Below are 12,851 nucleotides of genomic sequence, written 5' to 3'. Positions count from 1 at the left end.
GCCGTGAACTGGGTCGATGTGCTGGTGCTCGTGCTGGCACTGCTGGCGGCGGTGTCCGGCGCGTTCCAGGGCGTGATCATCGCGGTGCCTTCGCTCATCGGCGTGGTGCTGGGCGCGATCGGCGGGCTCAAGCTCGCCCCGGTCATCGTCGGCCTGTTCGAGAACCCGGTGGCGAAGGTGGCGTTCGCGTTCGCCACCGTGGTCTTCCTGATCGCGCTCGGCGAGGGCATCGGGGTGTGGGTCGGCAGGAAGATCCGGCAGAAGGTCAATCCGGATCGACTGTCCGGAGTGGACAAAACGCTCGGCGCCATCGTGCAGGCCGCCGTCGTGTTCGTGGTCGCCTGGCTGATCGCGACCCCGCTGACCAGCGTGCCGATTCCCGGACTCGCCAAGGCGATCAACGGTTCCACGGTGCTCGGCGGCGTCAACGACGCCATGCCGGACGCCGCGCAGGGCCTGCCGAGCGAGCTGCGCAAGCTGCTCGACGCCTCGGGCTTCCCCGCCGCCATGGATCCGTTCCAGAAGGCCCCCGCCGCCGACACCGGCCCGCCCGACACGGCGTTGCAGGCCAGCAGGGTCGTGACGGACGTGCACGGCAGCGTCGTGAAGATCCGCGGCAACGCGCCGTCGTGCTCGCGCTCGCTGGAGGGCAGCGGGTTCGTGATCTCCCCGCAGCGCGTCATGACCAACGCGCACGTCGTCGCCGGGACCGACCAGGTCGCGATCGAGAGCACCTCGGGCGAGTTCCGGGCGCAGGTCGTGTACTTCAACCCCGAGGTCGACATCGCGGTGCTGGCGGTCCCGCGGCTGCGGGCGCCGGCACTGGAATTCGCGCCGGAGACGGCGAAGGCGGGCGACAACGCGATCATCCTCGGCTATCCGCTCGACGGTCCGTACAAGGCGACCCCGGCGCGGATCCGCGGCCGGATCAACCTGCGCGGGCCGGACATCTACGAGGCCAACACCGTGCAGCGGGACGTGTTCACCGTGCGGGCACCGGTCCGCAGCGGGAACTCCGGCGGGCCGATGATCACGCCAGGCGGTCAGGTCATCGGGGTCGTGTTCGGCGCCGCGGTGGACGACCCGGAAACCGGGTTCACGCTGACCGCCGAGCAGGTCCGGGCCGAGGTCGACGCCGCGCCCTCACAGACGGCAGGCGTGGGCACCGGCCGTTGCGCCTCCTGAATATTCGCGTGGCAGAACGTGTTTCGGTCCCTACGCTGAGCCAGTGACCGCCAGTACGGGCCTGCGACTCCGGCCGCTTCGCATCGAGGACGAGGATTCGTTCCGGGCCGCGCATCGCGCGATGCTTCCCGAAGGGTTCGAATTCGATTGGGCCTTCGACGAAGGAACGTCGTGGAGCGCGTACCTGGAGCGGCTCGGCGACGAACGGATCGGCAGGCGGCTGCCGCCGGGCATCGTCCCGGCCACGTTCCTCGTCGCCGAGGTCGGCGGCCGCGTCGTGGGGAGGACGTCGGTCCGACACGTCCTCAACGACTACCTCGAGCGGTTCGAGGGGCATATCGGCTACGGCGTGCTCGCACCGTACCGGCGCCGGGGCTACGCGACCGAAATCCTCCGGCAGAGCCTCGTCATCGCCAGGTCCGTCGGCGTGGGGCGAGTCCTCGTGACCTGCGACGAGGACAACGCCGGGTCGGCCGCGGTCATCGAGGCCAACGGCGGCAGGCTGGACAACGTCGTGCCGACGGAGCCCGGACGACCCGCCAAGCGGCGGTATTGGATCGACTGAGCGTCCCGGAGGCCTGAATCCGTCGGGGTTGTCCGGATTCTGTACCGATAACGCACCAGAACTGGGGCGGCGCGACAGGCCGCCGCGCGGGCACAATGGGGTCCCGACCCCGAAGGAGACCCGTGCCCCGTCGCAGTGATGACCCCCTACGTCGGGAGAGACCGGCCGAGGCCTGCGTGGAACAGGTGCGGAAACCCGTGTCCGCCGACGTCCTGCTCCGCGACGAGGACGGCAGGCTCCTGCTGGTCAAACCGGCGTTGAAGGCGTTCTGGGACCTCCCTGGCGGGGTGGTCGGGCCCGCGGAGTCGCCGCGTAGCGCCGCGCGGCGCAGGCTCTCCGACAAGCTGGGGCTCACCATCACGCCCGGACGCCTGCTGGTGCTGGAGTGGGTCGGCCCGCACGAGAGCTGGGCCGGTCAGCTCATGTTCGTGTTCGACGCGGGCAGCCTGGAGGCAGGACAGGCCGACACGGTGCGGCCGGTCGGCGACGGCATCGAGGACCTCGCGTTCGTCACCCTCGACGAGGCGCGGAACCTGCTGCGGTCGGACGTCATGTCGCTGCTGGAGAAGTCGCTGATCGCGCTGCTCACCGGCGGGTGCGACTACTTCGAGCTGGCCTGATTCGCCGGTGTCTTCAGGAATTCCACAAGTGCGTCGCTGGTGCGCTCCGGGGCTTCGAGCTGCGGGAAGTGCCCGACGCCCGGCCAGATCCGGGGTGCGCTGTGCGGCCCCGCCCAGCGCACCGAGGCCCGTGCGGTGTCCGGGAGGATGCACGTGTCGGCCTCGCCGTGCAGCTGCAGTACCGGAGCGGTGATCCGGGAGCCGACGGCGTCGGTGAACCGCCTGCCCTCGCCGCGGAACTGCGCGCGGAAGGCCCAGCGGTAGTACTCCAGCGCGCTGTGCGCGACGCCTGGCACGAGCATCGCCTGCCGGAACGCCCTTGCGCTGTCACGGAAATCCGCCGACTCGCGCCACGCCGGACCGGCCCACGCGCGGAACAGGTCCTCGACGGCGACGGCGTTGTCCTCGACGAGCTTGCGTTCCGGCGCCATCGGTACCTGGAAGCGGAACAGGTGCCCCAGCGCGCGGGTCTGGCTGCCGCGGCGCAGCCAGGCCATCCGGCTCACCGCGGAACGCAGCGCGAGCGGATGCGCGGCACCGATCGCCGTCACCGAGGACACCAGCCGGGGATGCAGCGCGGCCACGCTCCACGCGAGCATGCCGCCCCAGGCATGCCCGGCGAGATGGGCCTTGCGCGCGCCCAGCGCCTTGATCAGGCCGCCGACGTCGCCGGCCAGCGTCCAGGCGTCGTAACCGCGGGGCGGCTTGTCGGAATCCCCGTACCCGCGCAGATCCACCGCCACCGCGCGGAATCCGGCGTCGGCGAGCGCGACGAGCTGGTGGTGCCAGGTCCACCAGAACTCGGCGAACCCGTGCAGCAGCACCACCAGCGGACCGTCACCGAGTTCGGCGACGTGCAGCAGGATGCCGTTCGCGGAGACGTCGCGATGCGCCCACGGCCCGTCGATCCGGACGATCGAAGGATCGGGCGTCGCCTGCACCTTGTCGTCTTCGGAACGGAGTGCGCTCAGGGCCGGGGAGCGGTCGTCAGGTCGCCGTCCGCGCCTTCGGGCTCCTGACGCGGGGTGAACGCCGCCGCGGTTTCCTTGACGCTGTTGATCGTCCGCTCGGGCGCCCTGATCTTCTTCATCTTGCGATAGCCGAGGAACCCGGCGGCCACGGCGGCGAGCAGCATCAGCAGGAACACGATGCCGAACGCGGCCCACCGTTTCAGCCACTCGGAGAGCAGCTCTCCGAGGAAGAAAAAGAAGAAGAACGAGCTGTACAGCGCGACGACCAGCGCGACGAGGAAGAAGATCGCGCCCTTGAGGCCCTTCTTCGCCTCGCCTGCGATCTCCGCCTTCGCCAGCTCGACCTCGGCCCTGACCAGGGTCGAAAGGTGCTGGGTGGCGTCGCCGACGAGCTTGCCGATGGACTGTTCGCCGTCGGCCTCGTCCGCGCTGGACAGGGGGAGGTAGGGCACGGCCCCCACGCCGTCGGGGCCGGTGCGTTCGTGTTTGGGGCTGCTCACGATGGTCATCGTGCCACGTGCTCCCATCACGGGCGCGACGGACCAGCAGGAGTGTCGCCGCTCAATCCGTATTCGCGTGCACGCGGTTGCGGCGCAGGAGGAGCGCGGCGGCCGCGAGCGAGGCGATCGCGGACGCGATCAGCACCGCGGCCTTGGCCAGCTCGCTCGTCTCGCCGGGCAGGGCGAGTTCGGCGATCAGCAGGCTCACGGTGAAGCCGACACCGCCCAGCAGCGACAACGCGCCGAGGTCGCGCCAGCCCATGCCGCGGGGTTTCTCGGCGAGTCCGAACCGGACGGCGGCCATGCTCGCGCCGAGGATGCCGACGACCTTCCCGACGAGCAGCCCGCCCAGCACCGCCAGCGGCAGGGCCGTGGTGAACACCGCGCTCAGCGCGTCGGCGTTGACCGTGATCCCGGCGGCGAACAACGCGAAGACCGGGACGGCGACGGCCGCCGACCACGGCTGGAGGCGGTGTTCGAGCCGCAGCGCGGGTGCCTCCGCCTCGCCCTCGTCGGGGCGGACGCGGGTGAGCAGGCCGAGCGCGACGCCGGCGATGGTCGCGTGGATCCCGGCCGTGTGCACGGCGACCCAGGTGATCAGCGCCAGTGGGACGTACAGCCAGGCGGTGCGGACCCGCTTGTGCTGCAACCACGCGTACAACGCCAGGGCGGCGACGGCGACGGCCGCGGCGGTGAGGTTGAAGCCGGTGGTGAACAGGACGGCGATGACGACGATCGCGCCAAGGTCGTCGACCACCGCGAGCGAGAGCAGGAAGACCCGCGCGGAGCTCGGCAGGTTCGACGCGGTCAGCGCGAGCACGCCCAGCGCGAACGCGATGTCGGTGGCGACCGGGATCGCCCACGCCTTGTCCATGCCGGGGGTGCCCCAGCCGATCGTGAGCGCGACCACGGCGGGCACGACCATGCCGCCGATCGCCGCCACCACGGGAAGGACCGCCTGCTTGAACCGCGACAGCTCGCCGATGACGAGTTCGCGCTTGAGCTCGAGCCCGGCGACGAAGAAGAACAGCGCGAGCAGGCCGTCCTTGGCCCAGTCGCCGATGCTCAGGTTCAGGTGCAGGAAATCGGGACCGACCTGGAAGTCGCGGAGCGCGTGATAGCTGTCCTTGAGCGGCGAGTTCGCCCAGAGCAGGGCGATCGCGGTGGCCACGAGCAGGATGATCCCGCCGGTGGTCTCGGTGCGCAGGTAACGGGCGAACTCGCTCACGGCCTGCGCCGGACGGCGCAGTCTGGCAGCGGTCACGGACATCCTCCGGGGTCTTTCGGCAACGACTCGCACTGTTGCCGACCAGACTTCCCGGCGCACCTTGACGTTATTTTAACGCCCGGACGGGTGTGTGACAGCCCGTTCATGACCGTCACCACATGTCAGGTGCCTGCGGGAATACCCCCGTTCACGGTGCCGAAGCGGCACCGAACCGGAGAAGACGCGCGGGTTCGATGACCGGTGTGGGACTTTCCTCGGCCGCCACCGCGGCGTCGAGAGCCGCGAACCCGGCCGCTGTCTCGTCCTCCTCCAGGTACTCGAAGGTCGGGATCGCGCGGTGGCGCAGCTTGTCCGCGTACGCCGCCAGCGAAGGTGCGACCTCGCATTCGACGTGGTCCGTGCCGAGGTGGACGAGGCCCGCCGCGCCGAACACCGCGACGACCTCGTCGAACGAGGGGAACATCCGGTCCTCGATCCGGCGCGCCCTGGGGAAGTAGTGGAACCAGCGGCGATCCTCGAGCTCACCGGAGAAGCTGCTCTGGAGCAGCACGCGGCCGCCGGGACGGAGCACCCGCGCGAGTTCCGCCGTCGCCGCGGCCCGGTCGGGCACGTGGTGGAACATGAGGAACAGCAACGCGAGGTCGCAGCTGTCGTCGTCGAGCGGGATGTGCGCGGCGTCGCCGGCGAGGTAGCGCACCGCCGGGTGGCTGTTCTCGGTTTCGGCGACCGCGCGCATCTGGTCGGCGGGTTCGACGCCGTAAACGGGCCCGCCGAGCAGGTCGGCCAGCACCGGGGTGAACCGGCCGACTCCGCACCCGAGGTCGAGAACGGTGAGCGGGCGCTCCGGTTGTGCGTTGCGGGCGAAGGCCGATCGCCAGACCTCGGCCGCCGTCGCGGTCAAGGCGCGTCCTCCGGCATAGCCCTCGTGCAGGCGGTTGTCGTAGTCGACAGGGGGAAGCATGGGTCCGTCTCCGTTCCGGCCGGGTGTCCTAGTCGCCGTACTTCTCCTTGAGCGGGGTGAACCGGTCGAGTTCGGCGAGCGACTCGTCCCGTGGGGTCGTCGGGAGCTGCAGCAGCACCCGATCCACACCCGCCTCCTGTAGCTCGCCGATGACCTCGGCGTCCGGTGGCACGCCGTAGACCGTCACGGGGATGCGACCGCGTCCGGCGGCGGCAGCCCGGCCCTGGAGTTCGGCGATGCGTTCGGCCAGGACCGGTACCGATTTGGCGAGGATCGGCACCCAGCCGTCGCCGTATTCCACGACCCGGTCGAGCACACCGGGGCCGTCGCCGCCGACCAGGACGGGCGGATGCGGCCGCTGCACCGGTTTGGGCCAGGAGCGGATCGGGTCGAAATCGACGAACTCCCCGTGGAACTCCGAGGATTCCTTGCTCCAGATCTCCTTCATCGCGAGCACACGTTCGCGCACCAGCGCCATGCGTGTCGCGGGGTCGGTGCCCAGATTGCGCATCTCCTCGCGGTTCCACCCGGCGCCGACGCCCGCCAGTACCCGGCCGCCCGAAACCAGGTCGAGTGACGCGAACTGCTTGGCCAGGTTGATCGGCTCCCGTTCCACCACCAGTGCCACACCGGTGGCGAGCAGCAGCCGCCGGGTCACCGCCGCGATCGCGGTGAGCGTGACGAACGGGTCGATCGTCCGGTAGTAGATCCTCGGCAGTTCGCCGTAGGCGGGCCAGTACATCTCCCGGTTCGGGATGTACGGCGTTTCCCGCTTCACCGGGATGTGCGTGTGCTCGGCGACGAACAACGACTCGAATCCGCGTTCCTCCAGCGCGCGCCCGAGGTCGATCGGGCCGATTCCCTCGTCGGTGACGAAGGTGGACACGCCGATCTTCATACCTGCTCCTTGGTCTCGGACTCCGCTTCGGCCACCGCGCCGCCCAGGCCGCGGATCGCCGCGACGGCGTCGTTCTCCAGTAGTTCGGCGGTTTCGAGGTTTTCCGCGATGGCGCAGAATTCGCCGGTCTCGCGGCCGGTGCCGCCGTCGTGCACCGTGACGACCACACCGGACCGGCGCGTGGTGTCGAAGCCGAGTCCTTCGCCATCCAATGTGGTGAGCAGCTTTTCCAACGGGGGCAGGGTGCAGCGGCGCCGGTCCAGCATGATCCGGTCGGTTTCACCGTGGGGTTCCGCCAGCTGGCTCATGATGCAGTGGTTGTGCGTGGCGCCACCGGAACGCGCGTTGAACTCCGTGAGGAACACGTCCTCGCCGGGCGTCAGCACGCCGTCGACGCTGAGCTGCCCGCGGTATCCCATCACCCGCACCGCGTCGGCCAGCCGCTCGGCGTGGCCGAGGAACTCCGCGAAGGCGGGGGACGACGCGGCGGGGCTGGGGGTGATCAGGCCGTTGATGATGGGCGTCATCCGCATTTCGCCGTGCCCGTACGCCTCGGCTCCGTCGTCGGTCAGGTGGAAGCCCACGTAGATCGACCGTGAATCCGGGGTGTAGCGCTCCACGACGACGCGGTGTTCGTGTTCGGCGTGCCCGGCTTTCCAGTGCCGCGCGACGAATCGTGCGACGCTCTCCCGGTCGGTGCAGTGGTGCACCTGCCGGGCGCCGATCGGCCGGATCCGCTCGCCGGGGCTCGCGATCTCGTTGCCGAGTCCGCCGACGTGGAAGTCCTGTTTGACGATCACGCAGTGGCCGAGCGAAAGCGCCGCCCACACGTACTCCTCGGCTTCGGCGGCCGACGCGGGCACCACGCCCTCCGCGATCGGCACGCCGATCCCCGCGGCGAGCGCCCGGAACATCACCTTGCTGTTGAGGAGTTCCGCGCCGCCCTGGCCGGTGAATCCGGGCACCGGCAAGTCCAGTGACCGGACGAGCGCGGCCGCCGTCCGATCGAAGTAGTAGGGCCACGCCTTTTCGGCCCGCCGGTCGGCGATCGCCCGTGTGACCGTTTCGGCGAAGCCGGCCGTGTGCGCGGTGCCGGGTCCCAGCACCGTGAGGTCCGCGGGGCCGAACCCGCGGAGGCCGGTGGCGTACTCGAGGAACTGCCGGTCGATCGGGGTCGGGACGATCACGACGTCGCCGGGACGAGCCAGCCACACCGTCCGGTGCGACTGGGCCCGCAGGTATCTGTCGTACGGTGGGTCGAGCATGTTGGCGTGCCCGAGCAGCGCGCTCGCGCCGCGGGTGCCGGTGATGAGCCTGCCGAGATTGTTGATCAGCAGCGTGCCCACGCCTTTCTCCTCCCCATTGGCTTACTGTCTACAAAGGACAACCCGCTGTACCGCGGCTCAGGCGGGCACGGCGTCGTCGAGGCGGCTGATCACCCAGGCGGTGAGGCTCATCCCGGCCTCGTCCGCGGCCTGTTGCCAGCGGTCCCGGTGTTCGGCGGGGACGTCGAGGCGGATGGGGCTCGCCGCGCGCGGCTTCGCCTCGGGGAGTCCCCGCAGCTGGCGGCGCAGCGTGTTCCGGGACCACGCGCGTTCCTCCGCCATGGCCAGCCACCGGGTCTGCTGTTCACCGGGCAACCGGGCGACCTCGGCGTGGTGCTGGAAGCTCAGCGAACGCCGCCTGCGGCGGTGTTCCACTCTGCGGGCGACCCAGGCGTAGTTGCGCAACGTCTGGTAGTCCAGGGAATGCTCGGACATGCTGCGCCGGTAGCGATCCTTGTACCGGTCCTGGCCGTAGACGAGCCAGTCGCCGATCCACCACGCCGAGGCCATGCCCAGCGTCGACACGTGGGCACCCAGCCTGCACCAGGCCGGCAGCGCGATGTCCGCCCCGAAACTGAGGCCGACCGGGCTCGCCGAAATGTCGAGGCCGGGCAGTGACACCCCGGGGAATTCCTTCGGCCTGGTGACGACCCCGCCTGCGTTCAGGCTGTGCACGGACGGCTCCCGCACCATGATGTTCTCCACTCCCTTCAACGCGACGGAACCCAGCCTCGGGCAATCACGGTGCCCCGGGCAATTACTCTTGCGTGTAACCGCGCAGCTCGAATGAGTAGATGTGCCCGGCGAATCCGGGCGTTACCGTGGGGAAGGAGTTTTTGGCTGACAGGAAGGGCAAACCGTGGGATTGCCAGCCATCGCCGCGTACGCGATGCCCAGTGAGAGCGATATTCCGGAGAACACCGTCACCTGGCGGCTCGATCCGCGTCGCGCGGTACTGCTGGTGCACGACATGCAGCGCTACTTCGTCTCCGCCTTCCCCGAAGGGGCCGGGCCGAGGGACGACCTGGTGCGCAATTGTGTGGCATTACGCACCGCGTGCGCGAAACTGGGAATCCCGGTGACCTACACGGCGCAGCCCGGCGGGATGAGCGACAGCGAACGTGGTCTGCTCAAGGACTTCTGGGGCGCGGGCATGACGGTGGCGCCCGAAGAACGCAAGGTCGTCGACGAGCTGGCGCCCGGGGTGGACGACGTGGTGTTCACCAAATGGCGGTACAGCGCCTTTCATCGGACCGGGCTACTGGAGTTCCTGCGTGACGAGAATCGCGACCAGTTGATCATTTGCGGGGTGTACGCCCACGTCGGCTGCCTCATGACGGCGTGTGAAGCGTTTTCTCACGACGTCCAGCCTTTCCTGGTCGCCGACGCCGTCGCGGACTTTTCCCTCGACTACCACCGGCTCGCCCTGCGGTACGCGGCGGAGCGGTGCGCCGCGACCCCGACGACGGCGCGGCTTCTGTCCGAAGTGGACGATCACGCGGTCACGGTCCGTTCTGGTAGATGAGCCGTGCCAGATCGACGCGGGACCGGATCCGGAGTTTCCGGTAGATGCTGCGCAGGTGGTAGTTCACGGTGTGGCTGGACATGCGCGCGCTGCGCGCCACCTGGCGGTTGGTCATCCCGCCACCGACAAGACGGGCGACCCGCTGTTCGGTGTCGGTCAGCTCGGCCCAGCCTGACGTCCGCTCGTCCGGCACCGGTTCCTGGCTCGTGGCCGGTTCATCCGGTTCGTTCGGTTCGGAAGCGCTTACCCGGCTCGTGTCCGTTGACGACATTTCCGCCCTGATGGCGACGAGCACGCTGGCGGGCACGGACTCCAGGGCGCCGCGCCAGAGCAGCTGTCCCGGGAAGGCGAGCTGTCCGCCGGCCTCCACGAGCAGACCGCCCGCGATGGCCTCGTCGACGCTCAGTAGCAGGTTGCCGGGCGTCTCCTGGACCAGGCGTGCCGCGTCGACGAGCCGGAAGCGGGGGCCGAGTGCGGCACCGACCTGGACCAGTTTGCGTGTCAGTGGCGTGAGGCTTCGCACCATGTGGACAAGCGTGGTCCGGAACCGGCCGGGCAGGACGTCGGCCGACAGGTGCGCGCAGCCGTCGAAGATCTCCAGATGGTGTTCCGCGCGCAGGCCGGTGACCAGGTCGACGATCAGCCGCGGGTTGCCGCCGACGTCGCCGGCCAGCGCGATGAGCCGTTCGTCGGGGGCGGCGCCGAGGAGATCGGCCAGCAACTCCCGCACCGCCGTCCGGTCGAGCGGTCCGAGGGCCAGCCGCTCCACCTGCGTGCTGTTCCTGGTGAGCAGGCGGTTCATTTCCGGTCCGCCCATCCCGGGAATGCGGGCGAGCACGATCGCCAGCGGGCGGGTGGCGAGCACCGAGTGCAGCCAGTCCAGCTGCCGGATGGTCTCCGGGGCCGCGAGTTGCGCGTCGTCGACGAGCAACAGGAGCGGCTGCGCCTGCGGCTGCTCGTCGAACCAGGAACGGGCGGCGCAGTGGCTGTGCGCGGAACCGAAAAGGTTCATCGTACGCGGGGCGAGCCGGAATCCCATTTCGATTCCCATGATGCGGGTTTTCTGCAGAAGGCTTGACTTGCCGATGCCGGGTGATCCTTCAACGAGTATTACCTGACCGGTAACCTCGTCGATACCCGACAAAAGTCTCTTGATCTCCTGGCATTCTTTCGTGCGCCCGCGTAAGGTGACAGATCTTGACATACCCCCAAGCCCCCTAGTGCCCGTCTTGCTCAGCCGAGTACGTGCCGTTGCCCTGGCAGTGATCACGGTAAAGTTACCGAATAGCTATATTTCTCCGCCATCGTCTATGAAGTAAGGCACGGAACTTCATGCCAATGGGCTAGTTCCGCTGCACTTCCGGTCATATTTTGGGGCCGCGCGCACCAACGGTGGTTCGCCGCGTCCCGCGCGGCGGGACGCGGCGAACGCCGGGGCTACAGGGCCAGCAATTCGGGCCGCCCTGTCGCGGGCGTGGCGTCGGCGAGCCTGCGCACCAGTGCGGCGGCGACCGGTTCGGTGGCCGCCGCGCCGTCCCGCCCGGCCGGGGTGTTCATCTGCTCGGTGAGCAGCATTCCCGGCCGTGTCACGAAGAACTCCGTGGCCGGGTGCTGTGCCGCGGCCCAGTGGGTCAGGCCTTCGACGGCGTGTTTCGCGGCGACGTAGTGCGGCCAGTCCGCGGGTGGCGCGGTGATCGCGGACGAGGAGACGACGAGGCATCGGCCGCCTGCCTTGTCCACCGCGTCGAGCAGGCCCGCCATCGGTGCGCTGACCAAGGCGAACGCGTCGGCCACGAACTCCTGGACCCGGCCGAGCCCTGCCGGGTCCAGCCGGAGCGGCCGGATGGGCGGCGCGGCACTGCACACCAGGAGATCGAGCGCGTGGTCCGCGGCGTGCGCGACGTCCTGTGCCCACCGTGCCCCGGTCGCGTCGCCCGGGCAGGAAACGACTTCGCCACCCAGTTCCGCACCAAGGGCGGCCAGCTCGGCCAGGTCGCCGGGGGTGCCGCGATGGCCGACCAGCACCCGGTCGCCCTGGCTCGCCAGCGCGAGCACCAGTGCCGCGCCGAGGCCGCGGCTGCCGCCGACGACGGCGGAAACGTGCCCGCGAAGCCGGTCGGAACGCGGCAGCAGTTCGAGAATCCGCTCGGCCGAAGGCGCCGGGACCGGTCGGCGGACGAGGGTTTCCAGCGTCGTTTCGGCCACCGTGGTGCCACCGCCGTGCAGCCGGCCTTCGGTGGTCAGCAGCCCGAACCGGGGATCGAAATCGGCCACCTCCGCGGTGTAGCCCAGTTCCTGCGGCTCGGTGGCCGTCGCCGGGCGGAGACGCAGGGAGAAGCCGTTCAGCAGGCAGTCACGGCCGGGGAGTTCCATTCCCGCGAGGAAACTGCACCAGAGCAGGCAGGTCAGGGGAAACCGGCCGAGCAACCGGGCCGCGGCGGGCCAGCGCTCGCACAGGGCGTCGAGAGCGTCCCCCGGCCCGTAGGCACCGGTGACCGAGAATCCGGGAACCAATTCGCCGGTGGTCACCACGCGCGGTTCCCGCCGAGGCGTGCGCGGACGGTACCGAGTTTCCCCCGCGGAACCGCGCAGCAGGGTGATGTTCAGGCAGGGCGTCCCACCGTCGGTGACGCTGACCCGAATTCGATCGCCCACTTCCTGGGAAACCGCTGTTTCGTAGGTGATGCCCGGTTGGGTCGGCTGCCGGAATTCGACGTCGACGCCGTGAATTCCGTCCGCGTCGACCGCGCCCGCGATCTCGTCGAGCGCGGCGACCGCCGCGAGCACACCGTGGGCCACCGGTTTTCCGAACGGTGTCCGCCGGGCGTATTCCGCCGAGGTGTGCAACGGGTTGTGGTCGCCGCTGGCCTCGGCGAACAGGGTGAGATCGGCTGGGGTCAATAGCATCGAAACTCCGTCCCGAAAGGCCGCCCGACGGGGCGGGAATGTCACTTCCTATTGACAGGGAAGTCGAACGATGGCATCGCCGCTTACCTGGTGAACGCGCTTGCTGCGTCGGGGAATCGTGTCGTAGCCTCCACCTCGTTCGCAATCTTGCCGTTGCCTGACGCGC

13 protein-coding genes are annotated in these 12,851 nt (G+C 69.6%); 4 read left to right on the top strand and 9 right to left on the bottom strand.

The genetic code is table 11. The features are described 5' to 3' along the window. Positions 1–3: 3 nt before the first annotated feature. From ACFW0G_RS25400 to ACFW0G_RS25390, 3 genes are all read left to right on the top strand, one after another. Positions 4–1,185, top strand: a complete 1,182-nt coding sequence (locus tag ACFW0G_RS25400; RefSeq protein ID WP_378327882.1) for a MarP family serine protease — start codon at positions 4–6, stop codon at positions 1,183–1,185. A 43-nt stretch (positions 1,186–1,228) separates the two neighbouring features. Then, positions 1,229–1,750 carry a GNAT family N-acetyltransferase gene (locus tag ACFW0G_RS25395; RefSeq protein WP_378327881.1) on the top strand — a complete coding sequence of 174 codons (522 nt, stop codon included), beginning with the start codon at positions 1,229–1,231 and terminating at the stop codon, positions 1,748–1,750. A 197-nt stretch (positions 1,751–1,947) separates the two neighbouring features. Next, the gene (locus tag ACFW0G_RS25390; protein ID WP_378327880.1) at positions 1,948–2,370 is read left to right on the top strand and encodes an NUDIX domain-containing protein; all 423 of its coding nucleotides are present in this window, start codon (positions 1,948–1,950) and stop codon (positions 2,368–2,370) included. Here ACFW0G_RS25390 and ACFW0G_RS25385 read toward each other — a convergent pair. From ACFW0G_RS25385 to ACFW0G_RS25355, 7 genes are all read right to left on the bottom strand, one after another. Next, positions 2,352–3,311: an alpha/beta fold hydrolase gene (locus tag ACFW0G_RS25385; RefSeq protein WP_378327879.1), complete on the bottom strand. Its 960-nt coding sequence runs from the start codon at positions 3,309–3,311 to the stop codon at positions 2,352–2,354. The two genes, ACFW0G_RS25390 and ACFW0G_RS25385, sit on opposite strands and share 19 nt — an antisense overlap. Positions 3,312–3,337: 26 nt before the next feature. After that, the gene (locus tag ACFW0G_RS25380; RefSeq protein ID WP_378327878.1) at positions 3,338–3,850 is read right to left on the bottom strand and encodes a phage holin family protein; all 513 of its coding nucleotides are present in this window, start codon (positions 3,848–3,850) and stop codon (positions 3,338–3,340) included. A gap of 52 nt (positions 3,851–3,902) precedes the next feature. Then, positions 3,903–5,105 (bottom strand): Na+/H+ antiporter NhaA, encoded by a 1,203-nt coding sequence (nhaA, locus tag ACFW0G_RS25375; protein ID WP_378327877.1) that lies wholly within the window; start codon positions 5,103–5,105, stop codon positions 3,903–3,905. 151 nt (positions 5,106–5,256) lie between these two features. Beyond that, entirely contained in the window at positions 5,257–6,030 is a 774-nt protein-coding gene (locus ACFW0G_RS25370; protein WP_378327876.1) for a class I SAM-dependent methyltransferase, read from the bottom strand. A 28-nt stretch (positions 6,031–6,058) separates the two neighbouring features. Continuing rightward, positions 6,059–6,928 carry an LLM class F420-dependent oxidoreductase gene (locus tag ACFW0G_RS25365; protein ID WP_378327875.1) on the bottom strand — a complete coding sequence of 290 codons (870 nt, stop codon included), beginning with the start codon at positions 6,926–6,928 and terminating at the stop codon, positions 6,059–6,061. Beyond that, the gene (locus tag ACFW0G_RS25360; protein WP_378327874.1) at positions 6,925–8,274 is read right to left on the bottom strand and encodes a peptide ligase PGM1-related protein; all 1,350 of its coding nucleotides are present in this window, start codon (positions 8,272–8,274) and stop codon (positions 6,925–6,927) included. The genes ACFW0G_RS25365 and ACFW0G_RS25360 overlap by 4 nt, the downstream gene beginning before the upstream one ends. Positions 8,275–8,331: 57 nt before the next feature. Next, positions 8,332–8,946 carry an LmbU family transcriptional regulator gene (locus tag ACFW0G_RS25355; RefSeq protein ID WP_378327873.1) on the bottom strand — a complete coding sequence of 205 codons (615 nt, stop codon included), beginning with the start codon at positions 8,944–8,946 and terminating at the stop codon, positions 8,332–8,334. A gap of 166 nt (positions 8,947–9,112) precedes the next feature. On the opposite strand from ACFW0G_RS25355, the gene ACFW0G_RS25350 reads away from it, so the two are divergent. Continuing rightward, a complete protein-coding gene (locus ACFW0G_RS25350; RefSeq protein ID WP_378327872.1) occupies positions 9,113–9,778 on the top strand; it encodes an isochorismatase family protein in 666 nt (221 codons plus the stop codon). On the opposite strand, the gene ACFW0G_RS25345 is transcribed toward ACFW0G_RS25350, so the two are convergent. Continuing rightward, a complete protein-coding gene (locus tag ACFW0G_RS25345; RefSeq protein WP_378327871.1) occupies positions 9,756–10,829 on the bottom strand; it encodes a LuxR C-terminal-related transcriptional regulator in 1,074 nt (357 codons plus the stop codon). The genes ACFW0G_RS25350 and ACFW0G_RS25345 overlap by 23 nt on opposite strands. Positions 10,830–11,215: 386 nt before the next feature. Continuing rightward, positions 11,216–12,685, bottom strand: a complete 1,470-nt coding sequence (locus tag ACFW0G_RS25340) for an SDR family NAD(P)-dependent oxidoreductase (RefSeq protein ID WP_378327870.1) — start codon at positions 12,683–12,685, stop codon at positions 11,216–11,218. Positions 12,686–12,851: the final 166 nt, after the last annotated feature.

This window comes from Amycolatopsis sp. NPDC058986, assembly GCF_042741125.1.
Taxonomy (GTDB): Bacteria; Actinomycetota; Actinomycetes; order Mycobacteriales; family Pseudonocardiaceae; genus Amycolatopsis.
This window is presented reverse-complemented; position numbering and strand designations above follow the sequence as displayed.

Excerpts from the sequence above, each read along its gene's own strand:
- ACFW0G_RS25380 (WP_378327878.1), bottom strand. The coding sequence starts at position 3,850 with ATGACCATCGTGAGCAGCCCCAAACACGAACGCACCGGCCCCGACGGC.
- ACFW0G_RS25370 (WP_378327876.1), bottom strand. The coding sequence starts at position 6,030 with ATGCTTCCCCCTGTCGACTACGACAACCGCCTGCACGAGGGCTATGCC.
- ACFW0G_RS25365 (WP_378327875.1), bottom strand. The coding sequence starts at position 6,928 with ATGAAGATCGGCGTGTCCACCTTCGTCACCGACGAGGGAATCGGCCCG.
- ACFW0G_RS25355 (WP_378327873.1), bottom strand. The coding sequence starts at position 8,946 with ATGGTGCGGGAGCCGTCCGTGCACAGCCTGAACGCAGGCGGGGTCGTC.
- ACFW0G_RS25345 (WP_378327871.1), bottom strand. The coding sequence starts at position 10,829 with ATGGGAATCGAAATGGGATTCCGGCTCGCCCCGCGTACGATGAACCTT.
- ACFW0G_RS25340 (WP_378327870.1), bottom strand. The coding sequence starts at position 12,685 with ATGCTATTGACCCCAGCCGATCTCACCCTGTTCGCCGAGGCCAGCGGC.